At 62.6% G+C, this 20,978-nt stretch carries 20 protein-coding genes; 16 read left to right on the forward strand and 4 right to left on the reverse strand.

The genetic code is table 11. From position 1 onward, the window contains the following. Nucleotides 1–8 precede the first annotated feature (8 nt). Nucleotides 9–5,699: a VCBS repeat-containing protein gene (locus KA354_10425; GenBank protein MBP7935049.1), complete on the reverse strand. Its 5,691-nt coding sequence runs from the start codon at nt 5,697–5,699 to the stop codon at nt 9–11. An 822-nt stretch (nt 5,700–6,521) separates the two neighbouring features. Between KA354_10425 and KA354_10430 the strand changes: the two genes are divergently transcribed. The 16 genes from KA354_10430 to KA354_10505 all read left to right on the forward strand — a co-directional run bounded on the left by KA354_10430 (nt 6,522) and on the right by KA354_10505 (nt 17,294). Continuing rightward, nucleotides 6,522–7,307 carry a DeoR/GlpR transcriptional regulator gene (locus tag KA354_10430; protein ID MBP7935050.1) on the forward strand — a complete coding sequence of 262 codons (786 nt, stop codon included), beginning with the start codon at nt 6,522–6,524 and terminating at the stop codon, nt 7,305–7,307. Beyond that, nucleotides 7,304–8,005: a phosphate propanoyltransferase gene (pduL, locus tag KA354_10435; GenBank protein MBP7935051.1), complete on the forward strand. Its 702-nt coding sequence runs from the start codon at nt 7,304–7,306 to the stop codon at nt 8,003–8,005. Before KA354_10430 ends, pduL begins: the two co-directional genes overlap by 4 nt. A 124-nt stretch (nt 8,006–8,129) precedes the next feature. Continuing rightward, entirely contained in the window at nt 8,130–8,429 is a 300-nt protein-coding gene (locus tag KA354_10440) for a BMC domain-containing protein (GenBank protein ID MBP7935052.1), read from the forward strand. 107 nt (nt 8,430–8,536) lie between these two features. Next, nucleotides 8,537–8,803, forward strand: coding sequence for a BMC domain-containing protein (locus tag KA354_10445; GenBank protein MBP7935053.1), 267 nt, complete (start codon nt 8,537–8,539; stop codon nt 8,801–8,803). A gap of 108 nt (nt 8,804–8,911) precedes the next feature. Then, nucleotides 8,912–10,063: an acetate/propionate family kinase gene (locus KA354_10450; GenBank protein MBP7935054.1), complete on the forward strand. Its 1,152-nt coding sequence runs from the start codon at nt 8,912–8,914 to the stop codon at nt 10,061–10,063. A gap of 155 nt (nt 10,064–10,218) precedes the next feature. After that, nucleotides 10,219–10,494 (forward strand): BMC domain-containing protein, encoded by a 276-nt coding sequence (locus tag KA354_10455; GenBank protein ID MBP7935055.1) that lies wholly within the window; start codon nt 10,219–10,221, stop codon nt 10,492–10,494. Nucleotides 10,495–10,650: 156 nt separating this feature from the next. Next, nucleotides 10,651–10,959: a EutN/CcmL family microcompartment protein gene (locus tag KA354_10460; protein ID MBP7935056.1), complete on the forward strand. Its 309-nt coding sequence runs from the start codon at nt 10,651–10,653 to the stop codon at nt 10,957–10,959. A gap of 3 nt (nt 10,960–10,962) precedes the next feature. After that, complete coding sequence (locus tag KA354_10465; protein ID MBP7935057.1) at nt 10,963–12,399, forward strand: aldehyde dehydrogenase EutE; 1,437 nt, start codon at nt 10,963–10,965, stop codon at nt 12,397–12,399. A 40-nt stretch (nt 12,400–12,439) separates the two neighbouring features. Then, nucleotides 12,440–12,889, forward strand: a complete 450-nt coding sequence (locus KA354_10470; protein MBP7935058.1) for a four helix bundle protein — start codon at nt 12,440–12,442, stop codon at nt 12,887–12,889. Further along, on the forward strand, nt 12,886–13,170 hold the full coding sequence (locus KA354_10475) for a EutN/CcmL family microcompartment protein (protein ID MBP7935059.1): 285 nt from the start codon (nt 12,886–12,888) through the stop codon (nt 13,168–13,170). The genes KA354_10470 and KA354_10475 overlap by 4 nt, the downstream gene beginning before the upstream one ends. Nucleotides 13,171–13,173: 3 nt before the next feature. Then, entirely contained in the window at nt 13,174–13,779 is a 606-nt protein-coding gene (locus KA354_10480) for an RpiB/LacA/LacB family sugar-phosphate isomerase (GenBank protein MBP7935060.1), read from the forward strand. Further along, nucleotides 13,766–14,059: a EutN/CcmL family microcompartment protein gene (locus KA354_10485; GenBank protein MBP7935061.1), complete on the forward strand. Its 294-nt coding sequence runs from the start codon at nt 13,766–13,768 to the stop codon at nt 14,057–14,059. The genes KA354_10480 and KA354_10485 overlap by 14 nt, the downstream gene beginning before the upstream one ends. A 105-nt stretch (nt 14,060–14,164) precedes the next feature. Then, nucleotides 14,165–15,001: a class II aldolase/adducin family protein gene (locus KA354_10490; GenBank protein MBP7935062.1), complete on the forward strand. Its 837-nt coding sequence runs from the start codon at nt 14,165–14,167 to the stop codon at nt 14,999–15,001. A gap of 35 nt (nt 15,002–15,036) precedes the next feature. Continuing rightward, the gene (locus KA354_10495) at nt 15,037–15,684 is read left to right on the forward strand and encodes a hypothetical protein (protein MBP7935063.1); all 648 of its coding nucleotides are present in this window, start codon (nt 15,037–15,039) and stop codon (nt 15,682–15,684) included. A gap of 61 nt (nt 15,685–15,745) precedes the next feature. After that, a complete protein-coding gene (locus KA354_10500) occupies nt 15,746–16,990 on the forward strand; it encodes a hypothetical protein (protein MBP7935064.1) in 1,245 nt (414 codons plus the stop codon). Between the two features lie 82 nt (nt 16,991–17,072). Continuing rightward, on the forward strand, nt 17,073–17,294 hold the full coding sequence (locus KA354_10505; protein ID MBP7935065.1) for a hypothetical protein: 222 nt from the start codon (nt 17,073–17,075) through the stop codon (nt 17,292–17,294). Nucleotides 17,295–17,373: 79 nt separating this feature from the next. On the opposite strand, the gene ruvX is transcribed toward KA354_10505, so the two are convergent. The 3 genes from ruvX to KA354_10520 all read right to left on the reverse strand — a co-directional run bounded on the left by ruvX (nt 17,374) and on the right by KA354_10520 (nt 20,342). Further along, nucleotides 17,374–17,826, reverse strand: coding sequence for a Holliday junction resolvase RuvX (gene ruvX / locus KA354_10510; protein MBP7935066.1), 453 nt, complete (start codon nt 17,824–17,826; stop codon nt 17,374–17,376). 217 nt (nt 17,827–18,043) lie between these two features. Beyond that, complete coding sequence (locus tag KA354_10515) at nt 18,044–18,664, reverse strand: PEP-CTERM sorting domain-containing protein (protein ID MBP7935067.1); 621 nt, start codon at nt 18,662–18,664, stop codon at nt 18,044–18,046. 223 nt (nt 18,665–18,887) lie between these two features. Further along, nucleotides 18,888–20,342, reverse strand: coding sequence for a hypothetical protein (locus KA354_10520; protein ID MBP7935068.1), 1,455 nt, complete (start codon nt 20,340–20,342; stop codon nt 18,888–18,890). Nucleotides 20,343–20,978: the final 636 nt, after the last annotated feature.

Below are 20,978 nucleotides of genomic sequence, written 5' to 3' on the forward strand. Positions count from 1 at the left end.
TCCACAACTCAACCCGCGCACCCCGCGTCGCCAGGCTTGTTCTGCCCACTGTAGCACCGCTGGAAGATGCCAAAGTCCGATTGGTCAACATCATCGTCATGGTCGAAGTCGGAACCGCCACACCCACTCGCCCGCGGAATAACCGGACCCAGCCAACAACTCCCGAAAACCGCGAAGTCGGCGCCATCTACGTCGCCGTCGCGGTCGTAATCGCCCGGGATCAGCGGCGGGCAGCCATGCTGATCCACCGCTATGCCCGGAATCGTGTTCGGACAGTCATCGCAAACACTACCCACATCATCCAAATCGCTGTCCGCTTGATCAGGGTTGGACGACGCCGGACAGTTGTCGCACATGTCCAGCCAGCCGTCACCATCGCCGTCCAGGGCAAGCTCACATTCGTCCGGAACGCCGTCGGCGTTGCAGTCGCGACTCAGCGGCGGACCGGAAGCGTTGAGCAACACCGACACCGCGCCACCCAGGACGCTGCCTCGCACCACCGCTACATCCGGATGGGAATCGGTATTCATGTAGGCCGCGGCTAAACCCCTGGCCAGACTGCCCGCGGTAAATGTCATCGCAGGCATGAAGGTGCCGTCATCGTTGTTGCGCATCACCAGGAGCTTGCCGATCGAAGTGGCAACAGTGGCCACGTCAACATCGCCGTCGCGATCTAGATCGACCGCGACGAGCCCCTTCGGAGTGCCCGGAGCGGTCAACTTCACACGCCCGCCGAACGTGCCGTCACCGTTGTTCAGTAGAACCACGATCCTCGACGATCCGGTGCAGGTCACCATCAGGTCCAGCCCGCGATCGCGGTTCACGTCGACAACCGCCAGGGCACTCGGATTCGTTCCCACCAGATAGTCGACCGGCGGGGCAAGCCCGAGGCCGCTACTGAGCAGAACCGAAACCGTGCCGCTCTTGGAGTTGGCGACCGCGATGTCCACCCTCCTGTCACCGTTCAGGTCCGCGGCCACCACCGCCACCGGCTCGTCACCAACCGGTTTGAGTACCGCAGTCCCGAAACCACTTGATCCCAGATTCTGAAGGAGAGCCACCGAATCCGACGAGGCGTTGGCTACAATGAGATCCTCATCCTTGTCCCCGTCCAGATCCGCGGCCGTCACGTCCGACGGGCCGTGGCTGGCCCCCCCCGGGCCAACGGCATACTGAGCCTTCATCGCAAAAACGCCACTGCCGTTGTTCTTCAGGATCGAAACGCAATCCTTGGCGAAACTCGTGACCACCAGATCGGGCAGCGTGCCGCCGCCGAGACTGACGAGCAGGACCGCCGATGGCCCGAGCCCGGCCGCGTAGGAAGCCCCCGCTCCAAACTTGCCGTTGCCGAGCCCCTTCCGCACCGTGACCGTGTCGTCGCTGGAATCAGCAGAGACGAGATCAGCATCAAGATCCCCGTCCACATCGCCGGCCACCACGTCGCAAGCACCCTTCCCAACCGCATAATCGACCACATCCGCGAAAGCCAACGTCGGGGCGACGTCACAGGCGTCGGCCATGCCGTTGCCGTTGCAGTCATCCTCGCATTCGTCGGGAACACCGTTGCCCGTGCAGTCCTGGCTGGTACCCTCGGCAATGTCACACGTATCCGCGATGCCGTTGCCGTTGCAGTCCGGCTGGCATTCGTCGGGCACGCCGTTGGCATCGCAGTCGGTGCTCGTGCCAGCCGTAATGTCGCAACCGTCGGCCACCCCGTTCGCGTTGCAGTCCGGCTCGCAGATATCGGGCACCCCGTTCGCGTTGCAGTCCGGACTGACCGGGAAGATCGTCGTGTTCAGAACCATCTGCACACCGTTGGGATTGGACTGCCCCACCGCGAGATCGGGCACACCATCCGCATTGAAATCACGGGCAACCAGCGCCCGCGGCCCACCCCCGGTCGCGTAGTCGGCGACGGGAGCAAGAACCCCACTCCCGTTGTTCAGCACCAGCGTAACACTGTCGGCACCCTGGCTCGCGGTCGCGACGTCCACGTCACCGTCCTTGTCAAAGTCGGCGACGGCCACGTCCTGAGGCGAGGCCGCGACGCCGACCGGCCGCCGAGTCCCGAAACCACCAGCGCCGTCATTGATCAACACGGAAATGCCACCCACCGAAGGGTTGGCCACGACCAGGTCGATGTCCCCGTCGGCATCAAAATCGGCCGCCCGGATGGCACGCGGCTGCAACCCCGCAGCCCATGTGCCCGACGTCACGAACGTCCCATCGCCAAGATTCTGCAGAATGGTAACGTTCGCAGATATCGAATTGGCCACCGCCAGGTCCACACCGGCCGCCCCGTCCAGGGAAGCAGCCACCACTGCAACCGGGTAGCTGCCTACCGTGTAAGTGCCCGTGACACTGAATACTCCGGATCCGTTGTTCGAGAGCACCGTGACCTGGTTGCTCGTGGTCTTGGTCACCACCAGGTCAGAGTCGCCGTCGGCGTCCAGCTTGCCAATCGCCAGACCGTAAGGACCCGAACTGATCGCATACGACACCGGAGCAGCAAAGGCCCCCGTGCCGTTGTTGATCAGGACCCGGACCGTATTGGAACTGGTGGCGGCGACAGCCACATCAACCCTGTGATCGCCGTTCAGATCACCGGTGACAACGGTCGCGAGAGACGAGTCGAACGAGAAGCTCGTGCTCGAGGCAAAAGTCCCGTCTCCCGAACCCCTCAGAATCGTCAGGCTGTTCGCGGGATCGTTGGTCGTGACCAGATCATGCTTGCCGTCGCTGTTGAAATCCCCGACGGCCATGCTGATCGGCGAGGCCTCGGCCGAATACAGCCCGCCCAAACCCATCCCGAAGTGCATGACCAGATCGCAGGAATCAGGTACGTTGTTGTGGTTGCAGTCGGGCTGGCTTCCGTCGGCCACCTCGCATTCGTCAGGTATGGCATTCCTGTTGCAGTCGCCGCTGGTACCGCCCGAGATGTCGACCCCATCGGGCACGTGGTTGGCATTGCAGTCCAGCGACCGGCGCCCGACATCCGAGTCGCTGTACGCACTGGCGTGATAGCCGGTGGCGGAAGCCGCCGCCTTCACCCAGTAGTAGTAAGCCTCATCGGGCACCGGCTCAGCGTCCTCGAAGCTCCAGCCCTCAATCCAGTCAGTCACCGGCACCGCGGTCGAAACGTCGCTCGCGTCGCTGCGGAACAGCCGGTAGTGGGTCGCCCCCAGTGACCTGTCCCATGTGATCCGGATGTAGTCCGTGTAGGTTCTGCTGGTGGCGTCAAGATCCTCCGGCGGCAGAATGACCCGCCACCCCTTGTCCAGGGCGCTGTAGGCACTCTCATAACCGCCACTGGCACTCATCGCCGCCCGAGCCCAGTAGTAATAGTCGCTACCCGGCACTGCGGCGGTGTCGTAGTAACTGGTGCCCGTCTGCCACGAACTGATCGGCGTCGGAGTGCCAGTCGACGAGGTGGCCCGGAAGACCCGATAGTGGGTCACACCCTCCACCGCCGCCCAGGTGACGCGGATATCCGTCGCTCGCGTCCCGTCGGTGGCGACCACGTCCGTCGGAGCAGGAGTACCCCGGAACCCCGAAGCTCCTCCGCAGCGGGCGGTGCAACTGCCACAGTCGTCGTTCCAGGCTACGATCCAGTAGTAGTACCGCGTGCCGAGATCGGCACTCGTATCATAATAGGATGTGTCGGTCACCGAGGAAGCCAGGCACGTCGCCGCCGCCGGATCCGACGTGGTCCCTCGGTAAACTTCATACCGGGTGGTATTCGCAGATCCGATCCAGTCCAGGTACACGTGATGGGTCGAGGTTCCGTCGCCCGCGGTCACACCGCTCGGATCACCCGGCTCCGGGCAGGTCACGTTGATCGTGCTGTAAAGATAAGTGCGATTGTTATAGCTGTAGTCGTCGAAGTCATAGTCGGCACCGTTGATGGTCACGATCGCGCCGATGTAGTAGGTCCCCGTAGGAACCGTGGGAATCCACATACCGTAATCGTTGACCGTGTAGCTCTCCTTGTCAAAGCTCCACCACGACACGTAGCTTCCCAGGGCGTAGTCCGACTCCGTGATGTTGGTGTCCTCGGACAAGAAGAACCGCAGCCGCACCCCCGAGGTGTCCGCACTCGACATGTTCTCCACCGAAAAGTCGCTGATGGTGATCGGGTCGCCGATCAGGTAGTCCGTTTTGTCCGTGGTCGAGTTGGTCAGACTTCCGTCAGCAGCCGCATAGTACGACTCGACCCCCACATCCGTGATCGCGATGACGGAAGTCTGATCGTCGTAGATGTCGCGGATGGCGGCGGAGTCATAGGGATGAATCCCCCAGCCGTCCTCGACAATGTCGTCGTAGTACGCGTGCATGACACTGGGGTCAGGATAGAGATACGTCTCGTCACAGCTCCCGCGCTCCAGACCCCAACTGTGACCCAGCTCGTGCATGACGTTGGGGCGATAGAGCACGCGGTCGCTGTGGCCAATCGTGTCGCTCGCATCTTCCCACCACGAATACGCCGGATTGAACATGATGTCCGACTCGATAATGGCCAAACAGGGCGCCCCCGTGGACACACACATCCCGACGTAACTACCCCAATGAAAGCAGTAGGCCGTGTGCACCGTGTCATCGTCAAGGAAACCGCAGAACTCACTGTAGCCGTTCAGGTAGACAGTCCCGTCGCTGGTGGAACATCGGTAGATGTCCATGAACTGGTTGTACGTCCACAACGCGTAGTTGTCGTGCGCCCAGCACCAGAAGGACGTCGGCACCATCTCCATGTCCGCAAACAAATTCTTGTGGCCGCAATGACACAGTTCCACCACCCCACTCGCGGCGGCCGTCCGGGCAATACCCGGACTCGTCGCGGCAGCCGACCGCTTGCTCCTGCCGAGTGAAGCCAGCCCCGGCGGTGCGAAGGGTATGCCACCGCCGGACACAGCCGTACGCATGCCGGGCGACGGCGGCTGACGCCCCAGCGAGGCTACCCCTCCGGTAGCGAGAGTCAGTCGAGGACGAACGGGCACCGGCCCCGCCAGCACCGCCCGAATCCCTACGATGAACTCCGAAAGCGTTAAAACCCCAGCGGGCTCCACCATCTGACTCGCCTTCACCGAGTGAGCCGCGTCCATCGGCTGCACCGACCACGCCTTCCGCATAACACCCGGACGGCGAACCGGCTGACCGCTCTCCATGCGCTCAACCCGCTGAAGCAAAGTCATTCGCCCCCCTTCCACCGAGGCCACCACCGCGCTGCCGTTGGTGAACGGGTACTCGACTCCCGTGACCGTGTCACGCTTCACCCGAAAAAGCCCTTGGACCCCGGCCACCAGTGGGTTCGCGTATACCGTCCCGTCCATCCGCGAAAAAAGAACCACCCGGTCACCCACCGCAAACCTCGGCACTTCACTCACACTGACAGACATACCGCCCGCTTCACCACCCGCAAAGGCAAGCGTGATCCCTCCAGAGAGATCCGCCGGCACGTGATCCTTCCTGTGGATGACCTGCACATCCCCAAAATGAACGTCGGTCATCACCATCCGGCCATCCCCAACGACCCGGGACGACACACCCTGAACCGTACCCATGAAGATGAGGTCGGCGCTGTGCGCAAGCTCGGCAAACTCCACCCTCGGGTGCAGCCCAACTGCCGGCCGCGCCACCAGAGTCAGAAGAGCCATCACGGCCACCACAAGGACGCCCGTGATACGAGAGGTAAAAAGCGACATGGGAGCTCCTTTCTCCATTCGCCCATCGACGACCAGCAACCTAGGGACGTGTGGACGATGAAAAGAAATGACTCGCGTCCGATGCCGGAAAGGGCCCGGATGACATCTTTCCACCCGACCAGATGGCCCATCGCCCTGCTCAGCGGCGTCGGGCTCGCCTCACTCCGCCCCACATGGACTCCCCCAGCCACTTACCCAACTCGACGAACCCGGCAATGATCACCGGGACACATGGCGACCTAACCGCCCCCCTGCCACTATCCCGTCAGGCTCGATTTCCCCTCGGCCGCGGAACCTCCCATCCACCGGCCACTGACGGCCCACACCCACGACCAGCCCAATCCCCACCCAAAACCCAACAGAAAGGAACAACCACCCAAGAAGGGCAGCTCGACCATCCTGAATGCCTGCGGCGCTCACGCGACCCGCACGCCCACTCTTGCACCACAGGACACCACTCTATCCTACTCCCACCATCGCGTCGTCTCAAGCTACACTGGCCATATTCTCTCGCAGGCAACACGCTTCGCCCTGATCATCGCAGCTCGCAAACATCCAGCATCCCCTCCCTCAACCACACCGCCAACTGTGAGCAACCGGTTTGTTCACGAAATCTCACAACTCGATTGTGGATAACTGACAGGCCCAGAAGAAAACCGATTCCATCATAAGTTGTTGTACATCATAATCTTAGTGTCATTGGAAGACCCTGTGAGTGCCCGCCGGCCTCCCCTTCTTCAATCTCGAGTTGGAAGATTTTGATTGCATTCGATCAGAATATGGCGATAATACGGTTAGATCCTGGCAGCAAAGGATGCAAACATGACCGCGGATGAGCGACGACAACAGTTATCGGAGGTACTCGCCCGTCGCGGATTCGCCGATCTGTCGCAGCTGGCAACCGAACTGGACGTGTCCGAATCCACCGTGCGACGCGACCTCACCCAGCTGGAAGACGAGGGACTCGTCCGCCGAACGCACGGCGGCGCCGTGTTCGTCAGCGATCGGTTCAGCGCCTTGAATTACGCCGCCCGCGAGTCGGCGGCCGTGGCCGAGAAGGTTGCCATCGGGCGGGCGACCGCCGCACTCATCGAAGACGACGAAACCATCCTCCTCGACGGGGGAACAACCACCTTCCAGGTCGCTCGCCATCTGTTGACCCGGTCACTGCAAGTGGTTACGAATTCCCTGCCCATTGCGAACCTGCTGAGCAGCGCGACCAACATCGAGCTGATTCTCGTGGGCGGTTATATTTACCCGCGAACGGGCGTCGCCCTCGGACCTCTCACCCGCCAGGCGCTGGCTTCGCTCAACGTGGGCAAGGCAATCGTCGGACTCGCGGGCGTAACCGAGGAAGGACTCTACAACGCCAACGTACTCATGGCCGAGGCCGAACAACAGATGGTACAGTCCGCCGACGAGGTCATCGTGACCGTGGACCATGACAAGTTCGGCCGGCGGGCATTGGCCAGGTTGGGCGGCTGGGATATGGTAGACCGGCTGGTAACCGACGACGGCCTCGACCCCGCATGGTGCGACCGAGTGAAGGGCTTCGACGTGGAACTGATCGTGGCCCCCGTGGCAGCGACACCGGGAGGTAAGGGATGAGTCTGATCACCCAGGCTCGCGGCATGGATCGTGCCGCGGTCGAGCAAGTGGTGCGAGAAGTCGTGCGGCAGCGATTGGGCAGACTCGGCCCGGCCGCATCGCTCAGCAGAGCCCCCGCCGGTGCCAGGCCGGAATTGCGGGTCAACATATCCGCACGACACATGCATATTACCCAGCACGACCTGGAGACACTCTTCGGGCCCGGGGCCAGGCTCACCGTCTTCCGCCCCCTGTACCAGGACGGCTATTTCGCCAGCGAACAGATGGTCACCATCATTGGACCCCGGCACCGAACCATCACCAACCTGCGAATCCTCGGCCCCTGCCGGCCGGAAAACCAGATCGAGCTCGCCTTCACCGACGGCGTGGCCATGGGCATCGACCTGCCGGTGAGAATGAGCGGCAATGTCAAGGATACGCCAGGCTGCATCGTGCTCGGCCCCAAAGGCTATATCGAGATGAAGGAAGGTGTGATCCGGGCAATGCGGCATGTGCATCTGAACCCGGACGAGGCCGCTTACTACAACGTCAGGGACGGCGACATGATGAAGCTCCACGTCGAAGGCGACTGCGGCATGACTATTGAGGGCGTGATCGCCCGTATCGCCAAGGGACTCAAGCTCGAAGTCCATCTGGATACCGACGAGGGCAACGCCTGCAATCTGACGGGCGCGAAGCGGGTGGAACTTGTCAAGTGACGAGCGACCAGGACAACACTGAGCTGAGAGTGCCGAATGAGACAGCCCACTCGCCTCTCCTCAACACAAGGACGAGAAGAGTGGCGGATCGCTGATAGCTTCTTCTTTTCAGGAGTGCCGATCGATGGCAACACTTGAGGCGTTGGGAATGATCGAGACCAAGGGCCTGGTCACGCTGATCGAGGCGTCCGATGCGATGCTGAAGTCGGCAAACGTCCGGCTCATCGGGTACGAGAAGGTCGGCCGCGGCTATGTGACCGCCTACGTGAAGGGCGATGTGGCCGCCGTCAAGCAGGCCACCGACGCCGGTTCGGCGGCCGCCAGTAAGGTCGGCGAGGTCATCAGCGTGCACGTGATTCCACGGCCGCACGACGACCTCGCCAACATGCTGCCCGGCGGCGCCGGCAAGAAGGTGGGTAAGTAACAGCCTTCCGCCAAAACACGGCGGGAGTCGAAACCAGGTGACATTCGCCGGCCACGGCGGCCCGTTGCGGCCCCGCGGGTTCGGCGGGATGAGTTTGGAGTAATGCAATGAGCGATGCATTGGGATTTGTGGAAACCATGGGCTTCACCGGCTTGGTCGAGGCGACGGATGCCATGTGCAAGGCGGCAAACGTCGAACTGGTCAAGAGCGTCCAGATCGGCGGCGGCATGGTCACAACCATCGTGCGCGGTGACGTCGGCAGCGTGAAGGCCGCCGTCGACTCCGGCGCCGAGGCCGCCAACCGCGTCGGCGAACTGGTCAGCGCCCACGTGATCGCCCGGCCCCACGAAGGCCTGGCCGGCGTGTTCTTCTGATCGCCAGCTTGGCTGCAGACCAAAACGGTGTGGCATCCACACAACACAGACCAGACACCCGTGCCCCACGGCACCGTCAGAGGATGAAGCAGACGAGGACCTGATCGCATGTTCGTGTTGGTGGCCAATATCGGCAGCACGTCGTTCAAGTTCCGCTTGTTCGACATGACCGGCGAGCGAGAGCTCGCCCGCGGAGGCGTCGAACGCATCGGGAGCGACAATGCCTCGGTCAAGGTCGGTCCGCAATCCTGGACCGGCCGGGTGGCCGATCACGGCGAAGCCATCGACCGCTGCCTGAAAATGCTGCCGGATCCGGATGTCAGACCCGACGCCATCGGCTTCAAGGCGGTACTGGGCGGGCCGATCTCCGGCGCCGTCCGGGTCGACCCCATGGTCATCCAGACCATGGCCGACTTCGCCGACATCGCCCCAGCCCACAACCCACCCTACGTCGCCGCGATGAAAGCCTTCGCCGCCAGGCTGCCGGACGTGCCCCAGGTCGCCGCGTTCGAGACCGCTTTCCACACAACCATCCCCGCATCACGGACCACCTACGGCATTCCGTGGCCCTGGACCCAGGCCGGCGTGCGACGCTACGGCTACCACGGCGCAAGCCACAAGTACATCGCCGTCCGTACCGCCGAACTCCTCAAACGCGATGACCTGCGGATCATCTCCTGCCACATCGGCGGAAGCAGCTCGGTCTGTGCCATCGACCACGGCTCCAGCGTGGCCAACAGCTTCGGCACAACCCCTCAGTCCGGGCTCCCGCATAACAACCGCGTCGGCGACTTCGATCCGTACGCCCTGCCTAAAGTCCTGCCCAGATTCGGACTGACCTTCGACCAGGCCCTCGGCGAAATGGCCAGGAACGGCGGCCTCCTCGGAATCAGCGGAGTCAGCAACGATCTGCGCGACATCGACAAGGCCGCCGCCGAAGGCAATCCCCGCGCCGCCCTCGCCACCCAGGTGCTCGTCGAGGCGGTTCGGCACTACATCGGAGCGTACCTCGCAGTACTCAACGGGGCAGATGTGCTGGTCTTCACCGGCGGCATCGGCGAGAACGGCTCCACGTTCCGGTCCATGGTCTGCAACCGAATGGACTACGCCGGCATCAAGCTGGACAACGAACGAAACAAGGCCCAAGGCCAGGAAACGACAGTCTCCACCGATGATTCGCGGGTGCGCATCATGACCATCCCAACCAACGAGGAACTGATCGTCGCCCGGCAGACGTGCGAGGTGTTGAGCAAACAGTAGAACATAAGATGCGAGCCCAGGGCGGCAACACCAGCCGTGGGGCATCAACAGGGTGATACCAATAGCGTGGCACCGGCGTCTCGCCGGCGGCCGGAAATGAACACCGGCCAGACACCGGTACCCATGGAAACGACTTGTACACAGGAGCAACAACAATGGCCCAGGAAGCATTGGGATTGATCGAAACGCGAGGCATGGTCGCACTGGTCGAGGCGACGGACGCAGCCCTCAAGGCCGCCAACGTGGCCTACAAGGGCTGGAAGCAGGTCGGTTCCGGCCTGGTGACCGTGATCCTGACCGGCGATGTGGCCGCGGTCAAGGCCGCCGTCGATGCCGGGGCCGCCGCCGCCGCCAAGATCGGCGAGGTCGTCAGCGTCGATGTCATCGCCCGACCACACGGCGAGGTGGAAAAGGTATTGCCCAAGACCTGAGCGGCTGCCCCAGCCCCCAAGCACGATCGGCCAACAGCCGGTCCGACACCAGGGCTGGAGCCCGGGCGGTGAAACCGGGCGCCCCATCAGCCAGGACACTCGGCAAACGCGACCCAGCGTCCCAAGAACCGCCCTCGGGCCAACGGAGAGACAGGCATGTTCATCGGCAAGGTGACCGGAAGCGTCGTATCAACCCAGAAGATCGCCAGCGTGACCGGAAAGAAGCTCCTGCTGGTCGAGGCGATGAACGTCAAGGGATCGCCGGGCGAGCTGACCCCAACCGGACGCGTGGCCGTAACCATCGATACGCTCGGGGCCGGCGAGGGCGAACTGGTCCTGGTAACCCAGGGCAGCTCCGCCCGGCTGACCGACGAAACCAAGAGCGTTCCAACCGACGCGGTCGTGGTTGGAATCATCGACGCCATCCAGGTCGGATCACACGAACTCTACAAGAAGGACCGGTAAGCGATGAGCACCGCAATCAACGAAACACTGATTCGTGACGTGGTCAGCGAAGTCCTGAGCCGCCTCCAAGCGAACGGATCGGGAACCACCACAGCACCAACCGGCCGCACCGGCGGAACGGACGGAATCTTCCAGTGCGTGAACAGCGCCACTGCCGCCGCCAAGGCCGCATTCGAGCGACTCTCCGCCGCCAAGATCGCCGCACGTGCCGAGGCCATTAAGTGCATTCGCGAAATCTGCATCAGCCAGGCCGAGGAACTCGCCAGGTTCGAGCTGCAGGAAACCGGAATCGGCCGACTCGACCACAAAATCGCGAAACTCATCGGCGTGGGCAAGAGCGTCCCAGGCATCGAGATGCTCGAGACCGACGCCTACAGCGGCGACTACGGAATCACCCTCGTCGAACATGCTCCCTACGGCGTGCTCGGCGTGATCACCCCGGTAACCCACTCCATCCCCACCCTGGCATGCAACGCCATCATGATGATCGCCGCCGGAAACACCCTCGTGGTCAACCCCCACCCGTCCGGCACCAAGTCAGCCGTGCTCGGCACCCAGCGATTCAACCGGCTGATCAAGGAACGAACCGGTCTCGAAAACCTGATCTGCGTCATCGAGCATCCCACCCTCGAAACCGCCAACGACATCTTCAAACATCCCGACGTCAAGGTCCTGTGCGTAACCGGCGGCCCGGGCGTCGTGGCCGCAGCCATGGCTAGCTCCAAGAAAGCCATCGTCGCCGGACCGGGCAACCCACCCGTCGTCGTCGACGAAACCGCCGACATCGATAAGGCCGCCGCAGGCATCATCTACGGCTGCGCGTTCGACAACAACGTGCTCTGCATCGGCGAAAAGGAAGTGTTCGTGGTCGATCCCGTGGCCGACAAGCTGCTCGAAGCCTTCAGCCGACACGGCGGATACCGCCTCAACAGCCAGCAGATCGACGCCCTGACCAGAGCGGCCCTACACCAGGACAGGAAGAGCGGTCACTGGCTCGCCAGAAAAGACTTCGTGGGCAAGGACCCCCAGGTGCTCGCCCAGGCGATCGGCCTGTCCGTGCCCACTGGTACCCAGGCCCTGTATGGAGAGGTCGACGTCAGCAGCCCGTGGCTGCCCTGCGAACAGATGATGCCATTCCTGCCCGTCACCCGCTGCCGAAACGTGGACGAGGCCATCGCCCTGGCGGTTAAGTTCGAGCACGGCTTCGGCCACACCGCCCTGATCTGGTCCAAGAACGTCGACCACATGACCAGAATGGGCAAGGCGGTCAACACCACGATCTTCATCAAGAACGGGCATTGCATGACCGGATTGGGTTCCGGCGGCGAAGGCTACGGCAGCTACAGCATCGCTTCCCCCACCGGCGAAGGCATCACCAGCCCCTTGACATACACCCGTCAACGCCGGTGCGTCATGGTCGAGAACCTGCGCATCGTCTGATGCGAACTGAGAAGGGCGAAGTGAGAAGTGAAACCATAGCGTGACGTCAACGGAGAGACAGAGTCCCGTAGGAGCGGCGTGGTGCGAACGGCGGCGGCGGATTGAGGCAGCGGGAGACCGGACGATTCAGATGGCCTTGGCCCCGCCAGGCAACATGGCCGGACGAGAGACTGGCCATCAGGTAATCCGCAGTGCCGCAGGCGTTGGAGCCAACTTGAAGGAGGCTCAGACTGTGATGATCCAAACCGGCTACACCCACAAGGTGAGCATATCCTTGCGGGAGGCTCGGGAGACCTTGTACCGGATGAGACGAATCGAGCGGAATGACCTCTGGGCCGCGAAGCGATTACTGCCTCTGAAAGGTGCGTGGGGCGAAATCGCGGACATACTGACCGTGACCCAGAAAGCTGAGAGAACGAGCGGTATGACTCCTTCGGTCTCACTTCTCACCTCTCACTTCTCACTTCCACACATCGGAGCGAAACCATGATTCTCGCTCGCGTCGTCGGCAAAGCCGTCTCAACCGTGAAGCACAAATCGCTTCATGGCACCCGCCTGCTCGTGGCCGATCCGCTGGGAGCGGCTTCACCCGATCCGGTGCTGGCCATGGATGCCCTGGGCGCCCGGGCAGGCGACGTCGTCGTGCTGAGCAGCGATGGCATCTATGGCCGGGAAATGGTCAACGACCCGACCTCGCCCGCTCGCTGGTGGATCATGTGCATCTGCGACCGTCCCAACGAGGTGTTGACCTTGGCGGGCAAGAAGGGCTAATACATGCGACGGCCGGTGGTCACCGCAACAATGCTTACCGACCTTCTTAAAGAGGGAAAAGCGATCACGCTGCAGAGAGAGTCGCTTCTCACCCCGGCAGCCAGAGACTGGCTCAAGGACCACCCCGTCCCAGTGACCTGGACCGAGCGTCCAGACGAAAAACACCGCCTGGGCGTGGTCATGGAGCCCAAGCTGCCCGAAATGCGGACCGTCCGAACCATGCTCGATCGCGCCGGCGGCCTGTCCGAGATCATCGAACCGGCGGCCGGACGCGGCGGACTGAGTGCCGCCACGCGACGATTGTGCGCCATGGTCTCCCGCCAGCAGGTGGCCAAGGGCGTCGTCCTTGCCCAGGACGGGGCCGTACCCGTGTGCGTGGCCAACAAACACACCGGCATCCGCGCCGCCCTCGGCGTCAACGTGCCGATGGTCGAGGAGGCCTGCCGCGAACTGGGAATCAACGTGCTGGTACTCGAATACCCGGCCCAGACCCCCTACCAGATGCGGCAGATGATCGAACGGTTCCTGGCCGGCCCAACGACCGCCCAGGCGGAAATCGACGCCATCATCTCCGACCTTGAACAAGGAGGCGGCCGTGCGGATTGGTGAGGTCATCGGCAAGGTCACCCTCTGCGTGGCCGACAAGAAGTTGATCGGCGGCCGACTGCTGATCGTCGAGCCCTACGATCCCGACGTGCTCGCCACCGGGGCACCCAGCAGAGCCGAGCCCGTGGTCGTCTACGATCAGCTCGGCGCCGGCCTGGGACAGAAGGTCGGCTTCAGCGAGGGCCGCGAGGCAGCCATGCCGTTCCACCCCGATCCCGTGGCCATCGACGCCTACTTGGCGTGCCTGCTGGACGAAATCACGTACGAGGGAAACCAGAGTTGAAAACGGAGCAGTAAAACAGAATTCGGTCCCCCCCGGGCAAGCACGCCCGGACGGTACTGGCTCAAAGCCGACAGCTGATCTGATCGCTTATTCGAGGTTTCAATCATGGTCAACGAGTTCAAACTGAAACAGGAAATCTGCGAGGTCGGACGCAAGATCTACACCAAGGGCTTCGCCGCGGCCAACGACGGCAACATCTCCTGCCGAATCGATAAGAACACCGTCCTGTGCACGCCGACGATGGTCTCCAAGGGCTTCCTCAAGCCGGATGATATCTGCACCGTCCAGATGGACGGCAAACAGATCGCCGGACGCAAGAAGCGAACCAGCGAGGTACTCCTGCACCTGGAAATCTATAAGCAGGCCCCCGAGGTCAACGCCGTCGTCCACTGCCACCCCCCCCACGCAACCGCCTTCTCGGTGGCCGGCGAGACCATTCCTTCATGCATCCTCCCGGAAGTCGAGGTCTTCTTGGGCACCATCCCGACCACCGCCTACGAAACACCCGGGGCCCAAGACTTCGCCAACACCATCCTCCCCTTCGTCACCAAATCCAAGATCGCTGTCCTCAAGAACCACGGCACGGTATCCTGGGGCGAGACCGTCGACCGGGCCTACTGGTGGACCGAAATCCTCGACGCCTACTGCAGAATCCTCCTCCTGGCCAAACAGATCGGCCGGGTCGAGCGAATCAGCGAACCCAAGGTCGAAGAACTCCTCGACCTCAAAGAACGGTTCGGCATCGGCGTCGATCCCCGTCGGCTGCAAAACGCCGACCTGTGCGTGAACACCGACTTCGGGCGAGGTTACGGCCAGGCGAGCTGCTGCTCAAAACCACCCGACGCCACGATGGAAGCGGCCGCCTCCGGCCCTTGGTCCGATGCAGATATGGAAAAGATCGTCCAGGAGATCACCGATCGGATCATGGCCGCCGCAAAGTGAAAGCCATCCTCCGGTAACCGTCGAGGAGATACACCATGCACACCAGAGAATCGAGAACGGCCCCTGATCGAAGCAGGAGAACCTGCTCCCGGTGCCTGGCCGGCATGGCCGCCGGAGCCCTGGTCACCACCGCCCTCCTGACCACCGGATGCCAGGACCCCAACGACTGGTGGGAATTCCGCGTGGTTCACGACGTGCAGGTCGACATGCCCCCAATCACCGGCCAGGAACGGATCGGCCTGAACCGATCCGGACCCGCCGAGCCCCTCCAGGTCCGATCCGGCGGCAGCCAGGTCATGTTCGTCGGCTCACGCGTGCACGACGACCCCAAGGAGTACAACGACGAGTGGTTCCGTACCTTCGTGATCGTCCTTGACCAGCCACTCAAGACAGGCAAGTTCAAGGTCACCCCGGAGAACGGCCGGTTCATCGCCTCAACCGCCTGGTCGCCCGCCCGACAGCCGTTCATCGGACTCGACGGCACCATCCACATCTACTCAATCGAGAAAGACGGCGACGTCTCCGCCTGGGTAGAGGTCCGCAACATGAGCGCCCGCTACGGCGATCGGGCCCGCTGGATGGAGGGACCCTGGGAATTCAAGACCACCGGCCCCAGCCATCTGTATGGTATCTCCCTGGACGGCGGGCCGGCTCTCGTCCCGAAAACGAGAAAACCGGAATGATGCCTCGACATCCGATAGTCACGAACCGCAAGCCAATAACCCATCACGGACCACGCTAGCCATGACCCAGAAAAGCCTCGACGTCAAACTCGCCAAGATCAAGGCCAACCCCTCATGCCGCGAATTCATCATCGCGGACGCCAAGGACGCCGATATGGCCTGGGGCATCGCCGCTCCCGGCCAATCACCCGAACACTATGCCCAGGAAGGCAAATTCCGCACCCTGGCCGAGTTCCGCCAGTGCATCCGCGACGTCGTTCGCCAGGGACTCGTCGATATCATGCTCATGTCCGCTCACACCAGCGGCATCCTGACCATCCAGGAACGGTTGTTCGACCATTCGCACGTCACCCCCGCCGCCCGGGCCAACGACACCACCGATATCCACGTCATGCGCGAGGGAATCTTCATCCACCAGCCCTCACGCCCATTCCGCACCGCAACCATCGACCAGATCCAGTGCGGCAAGGTCGAGTGCACCGAGGCCGAGCGCATCCACGGCGCCAACCTCGGCCTCTACAGCGTCACCTTCAACAACGATACCGAACTTGATCACCAGACCATCGAGGCCTACAAGGCCTTCCGGATCGAGGCCGAACAGAAAGGCTTCCGCCATTTCCTCGAGGTCTTCGACCCCAACGCCCCAGTCAACGCCATCCCTTCCGACAAACTGGGCGGCTTCATCAACGACATGATCGTGCGCATTCTCGCCGGCGTCCCCGACCGCGGCCGGCCTCTGTTCCTGAAAATGGTCTACCATGGTCCTAAGTATACCGAGGAGTTGGCCCGCTACGATCCAAACCTCGTGGTCGGCATCCTCGGCGGATCCTCAGGAACAACCTACGATGCCTTCAAACTCATCGCCGAGGCCCAGAAGCACGGAGCCAAAGTCGCCCTCTACGGCCGCAAAATCAACAACGCCGAGCACCAGCTCGCCTTCATCGAAATGCTCCGCAGAATCGTCGACCTTCAGATCAGCCCGGAGGAGGCCGTCCGCGCCTACCACGGCGTGCTCCAGGGACTCGGAATCAAGCCCCTCCGACCCCTCGACGACGACATGAAGCTCACCACCCAGGTCATGAGCTACGGCACCACCACCCAGCTCACCGTCCCCCCCTCGATCGGCACACCCCCACCCGCCCGAGCCACCGCTCGACCGGACACGCCCAAGCAGGCCACCCAGGCCGACCACACCCCCCACAGACCCACCGAGCCGACACCCACAGCCAAGCCCGGACCGGACTTCAAGCGGATGACCCCCCAGGAACGACTGGCATACTACCGGAGCCGCCTCAACGGCGTGTGACCGTCCGGGTACTCCTGTACACACGACCGGCACCTGATATAATGGCCGCACGATGGGCAACCATCACAAAGGAGCTGCGATCATGCGATTCCTGCAGAACAGACTCTACAGCTTCACCCTTCCGGCCGCGATCTTCATCCCGCCGTTGATGGAAGCCAGCCTGGACCAGATTCCAGGCTATCTCAAAGGCGACGAGTTCAGGCAGATCATCGGGGAAATCATCATCCAGATCGTCTCCGGCGTCCTGGACGCCTTCATCATGGCCATCGTAGCTCTGTTCTACGGCGTCGCCAGCATTTTCTGATCATGGGCCCCAACCCGCGTCGTCAGGCACCCTCTCACTGCGTGCTCGCCCGCCAGATGCAAGGCAGCCCAGGTCCTCCTCAATCCCCCGAAGGCTGCCCCGTGACCCCCGGTCGATCAGCTCCCATTCTCGCCATGAACGACTCCAGCAAGACCTGCGCCGCCACCGCATCCTGCCGGGCCTTCTTCCCCTTGCGGGTCAGCTCACGCCCAACCAGCCGCTCATCGGCCGCATGCGAGGTCAGCCGTTCGTCGTGCAGATGGACCGGCAGTGACCCGGTCCGCCCGAGCGCGGCCGCCACCTCCCGCGACAGCTTGGCCTGAGGCCCTTCCGTGTCGTCCATGTTCAGCGGCAGCCCCAGAACAATCGCATCCGCCGCGTATTCCTCGGCCACCGCCAGAATGGCTCCGACATCCCCGGCAACGTCCGCCCGAGCATCGATCGTACAAAGCGGAGACGCTACTCCGGACTCAGACTCACCCAGCGCGAGCCCGATTCGCTTGCCACCCCAATCGACACCTAGGAACCGCATTCCCTGACCACCTATCCCAGACCACCCACTTGACCCAATTGTCCGCCCACCCCGCGCCCACTGCCTGGGATACCGCACAAGCTATCACCGCCCCGGGCGTTTCGCGAATGCCTCATGCGCATAGAGAGGCGGGGCTGGTGATAGACCAACCCCGCCTTCATTGTGCTTACCTCATCGACCGGTGTTGTCCATCGGTCAGCGACGCATCACGCCCTGATCAGGCATGACGACGACGGAGGAACAGACCACCGAGAGCCAAGAGCAGCAAGCTGGCCGGTTCGGGGGTGACCGTCACAGTCACAGCACCGAGCTTGCCGGCCTCGATCAGGTCGCCGTTCGGGTCGCTGGCGCCAAGGCTGCCATCCGACATCGCGGTGACCGAAATCGTGTACACATCGCCAACCTTCAGATCAGTCGCGCTGATCGTCAGAACATCGAACACCGCGGGAAGATTGGCATCATCCAGCTGACCGGCGTTGGCAAAGTACCCGATATCCTTGGTCGGAGCCGGGCCGAGCACGGCGTTCAGGATAACCGCGTTCGGTGCCGCTGAGGTGGCGGCGACGATCGGGCCAGCCACGCGGCCGGTGATCGTGAACACGCCAGTCGCCCCAGCACTCGACTCCATCTTTAGCGCGGCATCATACCCGAACATCGCCGCGCCGCCGGTGGCCCTTGACAGGCCGCTCTTCAGCTCAAAAGTCCCGGTCGTTGCGCCGGGCGCCAGCTGGATCAACACGGCGTCACTATCATCGGCCGCCGTCAACGTAATGTCGACGGATGCCAACGCCGGCGTCACCAGCGCCACACTAAGAATCGCTGCCAACATCCACTTCATGTCTGATTCCTCCTCTCTCGCCTCCCGGGACATTGGAAGTGGAACACCCTCTTCTCTCCCCGGTCGGCCTTTGGCCTTCGGTATTAACAATTTCTAGTCCAGAGGCCCTGGGAACACACCCAGACACCTCATTATACGCACACTCTATTCACTTGTCACGCCCGCTGGGGTGGATTCTGACCCCGGCCCCAGCGGGGCTACCCTAAAAACCAGTCCACCCACATCACGGGCACTTGGTGCCCGGGTTGCCGATGTTGTTGCGGACGCGGGTCATGTCCAGCGTGTTGATCTTGCCATCGCTGTTGATGTCCGCCCGGAAATTGGTCGTGGGCAGATTCATGTCCGCACCCGTGTTGTTGCGAACCACGGTCATGTCCAGCGTGTTCACGGTGCCGTTGTTGCCAACATCACCTTCCTGGACGCCAACGCACAGCGAGCTCGCACTCACCGCCGAGCCAATGCACGCCGTCCCATCAGCCACGCCGGGGAAGGTCATGGTCAGCAACTTAGCATTATCCGCACCACTCATGGTCACGGTCAGCTGATTGCCGGCAGCGGCCACCGCACTCACAGCACCCGAGCTGACGGCCACGTCGGCGGCAGTCCCGGTCACCAGCTTGATGTCACGATCAAACGTCACAACAACCTTCGTCGGGCCATTCCGACGGCACTCGTTCTGCTTGGTCGGGAACAGGCTGACCACAAAGTCGCCGATCCCGGTGTGGGTCTTGACGCTCTCCGCAGCGGTCATCACCGGAGCCTGGCACGGCTCGCCACCACCCGTCACGCTGAAGGTAATGGTGTCTTCATTGACCGTGGGGGCGGCAACCGCGAAGCTGCCTTCGATCTCACTGTCGCAAATCGGGAACTCGGTGCTCGAGGTGCGGGCCACGTTGTTGCCCACCCCAGCCTTCAGAACGAGCACGTAGGTGCCATTCAGACCCTTGAGGTTGATCTGGCCTTCGAACAGGGCCTTGACACCCAGAGCGGTGCAGAAGCCCGCACCCGGATCACCCTCGGGAATCGCCACGCCAGCAACACCCAGACCCGCGACCGGATCCAATTCCTCATAACCGGCACCCATGCCAACCAGCATGCCCTGGGGAGCAGTCGAAGCGGCCGGGTGGCCGGCATCCGACGGATAGGTCTTGAAGGTCATCCCAGGACCACCGCTGGCGGCCACGTCGAACAGACGACCACCGCTGGCACCCGCACCGTCAACGTCGAAAACTGACGGGAAGGCGGCATCCTGAACCGGGTTGACGCGATCCGGCGGATCAGTCGTGCCATCATTGATCGTGCTGAAGAAGCCGGCCGTCGTCGGGCCACCGTGGCCGATCGCGACCAGCGGACCATCCGCGGTGCCTTCATGCAGCTCCAGGTCGAACACCAGGTTGGCCGCACCAGCAGCATACGTGCCAGTGACGTCGTCCAGACCCGGCATCGCGACGACCACCGCCCAGTCGGCCACCGCACCATCTGGATTTGCGGCGTTGTCGAAAGTCTTCCCGTCGGCATCCGAACCTCGCTCATACGCCGGGAACGTACCATTGGTGTGGTACTGCGTCGCGAAGTTCTTTCCGCCAAGCTCCAGCTTGTAGTCGATGGAGATGGCGCCGTAGGCCTGGCTGCCGACGAGCACCGCCAGAGCCGCCGCTACTGTGATCAGAGTTCTCATTCCGACCTCCTCTTGAAAAAGAGTATTGGGACATGCCCCCATCGCACGCCACACGCCGATTTCCCCCATAGAAACCGACACCGGCTCATCGACTGCCGGCCACGAACGGCTCGTAGGCAACGTACACAGGGACCGTTACGACGCTATTTCATTATTCCTGCAGGCGGGAGGCGAATCAACATGCCTCCTCTCCTCGCTCCGCTGGGCCCCTCTATACCCGTAGACCCGCGGTCTCTCTCACTCCTCTACCCGCTCGTCACCCCAACAACCCAACGCCCTCGCTCTACCCAGTCCGGCACTCGCGGCCGTACGTTCCAAGACAGGAGCCGCTTCCGCCGGGATTGAGGCGACTTAACACCTTCATTGTATCTCTACCGCCTTTCGCTGCAAGAGTTTTTTTGAGATTTGGGGGCTTTTTTCGGGCGACCCGCCAGGCCTCGCTTTCCACCTGCCAAACACTGTTCTAACTAATTGATATAAAAGAATTTACGTATGCCCAAAAACCCACACGCCCGCCCGCAACGCCACCCCAAAGCCAGGGCAGGCCGCGGCGGCCGGCATCAGACTGGCTCAGCCAGGAATAGAGAATGCCGACGACGAGCAAGGCCTCGACGCTCTCGCGCCAGACGATGAAGG

The organism is Phycisphaerae bacterium, assembly GCA_018003015.1.
Classification (GTDB): Bacteria; Planctomycetota; Phycisphaerae; order UBA1845; family PWPN01; genus JAGNEZ01.

Coding starts and splice junctions, on each gene's coding strand:
- KA354_10465 (MBP7935057.1), top strand. CDS start 10,963: ATGAGCACCGCAATCAACGAAACACTGATTCGTGACGTGGTCAGCGAA.
- KA354_10445 (MBP7935053.1), top strand. CDS start 8,537: ATGAGCGATGCATTGGGATTTGTGGAAACCATGGGCTTCACCGGCTTG.
- KA354_10430 (MBP7935050.1), top strand. CDS start 6,522: ATGACCGCGGATGAGCGACGACAACAGTTATCGGAGGTACTCGCCCGT.
- KA354_10460 (MBP7935056.1), top strand. CDS start 10,651: ATGTTCATCGGCAAGGTGACCGGAAGCGTCGTATCAACCCAGAAGATC.
- KA354_10490 (MBP7935062.1), top strand. CDS start 14,165: ATGGTCAACGAGTTCAAACTGAAACAGGAAATCTGCGAGGTCGGACGC.
- KA354_10495 (MBP7935063.1), top strand. CDS start 15,037: ATGCACACCAGAGAATCGAGAACGGCCCCTGATCGAAGCAGGAGAACC.
- KA354_10505 (MBP7935065.1), top strand. CDS start 17,073: ATGCGATTCCTGCAGAACAGACTCTACAGCTTCACCCTTCCGGCCGCG.
- KA354_10475 (MBP7935059.1), top strand. CDS start 12,886: ATGATTCTCGCTCGCGTCGTCGGCAAAGCCGTCTCAACCGTGAAGCAC.
- KA354_10425 (MBP7935049.1), bottom strand. CDS start 5,699: ATGTCGCTTTTTACCTCTCGTATCACGGGCGTCCTTGTGGTGGCCGTG.
- ruvX (MBP7935066.1), bottom strand. CDS start 17,826: ATGCGGTTCCTAGGTGTCGATTGGGGTGGCAAGCGAATCGGGCTCGCG.
- KA354_10500 (MBP7935064.1), top strand. CDS start 15,746: ATGACCCAGAAAAGCCTCGACGTCAAACTCGCCAAGATCAAGGCCAAC.
- KA354_10515 (MBP7935067.1), bottom strand. CDS start 18,664: ATGAAGTGGATGTTGGCAGCGATTCTTAGTGTGGCGCTGGTGACGCCG.
- pduL (MBP7935051.1), top strand. CDS start 7,304: ATGAGTCTGATCACCCAGGCTCGCGGCATGGATCGTGCCGCGGTCGAG.
- KA354_10450 (MBP7935054.1), top strand. CDS start 8,912: ATGTTCGTGTTGGTGGCCAATATCGGCAGCACGTCGTTCAAGTTCCGC.
- KA354_10455 (MBP7935055.1), top strand. CDS start 10,219: ATGGCCCAGGAAGCATTGGGATTGATCGAAACGCGAGGCATGGTCGCA.
- KA354_10480 (MBP7935060.1), top strand. CDS start 13,174: ATGCGACGGCCGGTGGTCACCGCAACAATGCTTACCGACCTTCTTAAA.
- KA354_10520 (MBP7935068.1), bottom strand. CDS start 20,342: ATGAGAACTCTGATCACAGTAGCGGCGGCTCTGGCGGTGCTCGTCGGC.
- KA354_10440 (MBP7935052.1), top strand. CDS start 8,130: ATGGCAACACTTGAGGCGTTGGGAATGATCGAGACCAAGGGCCTGGTC.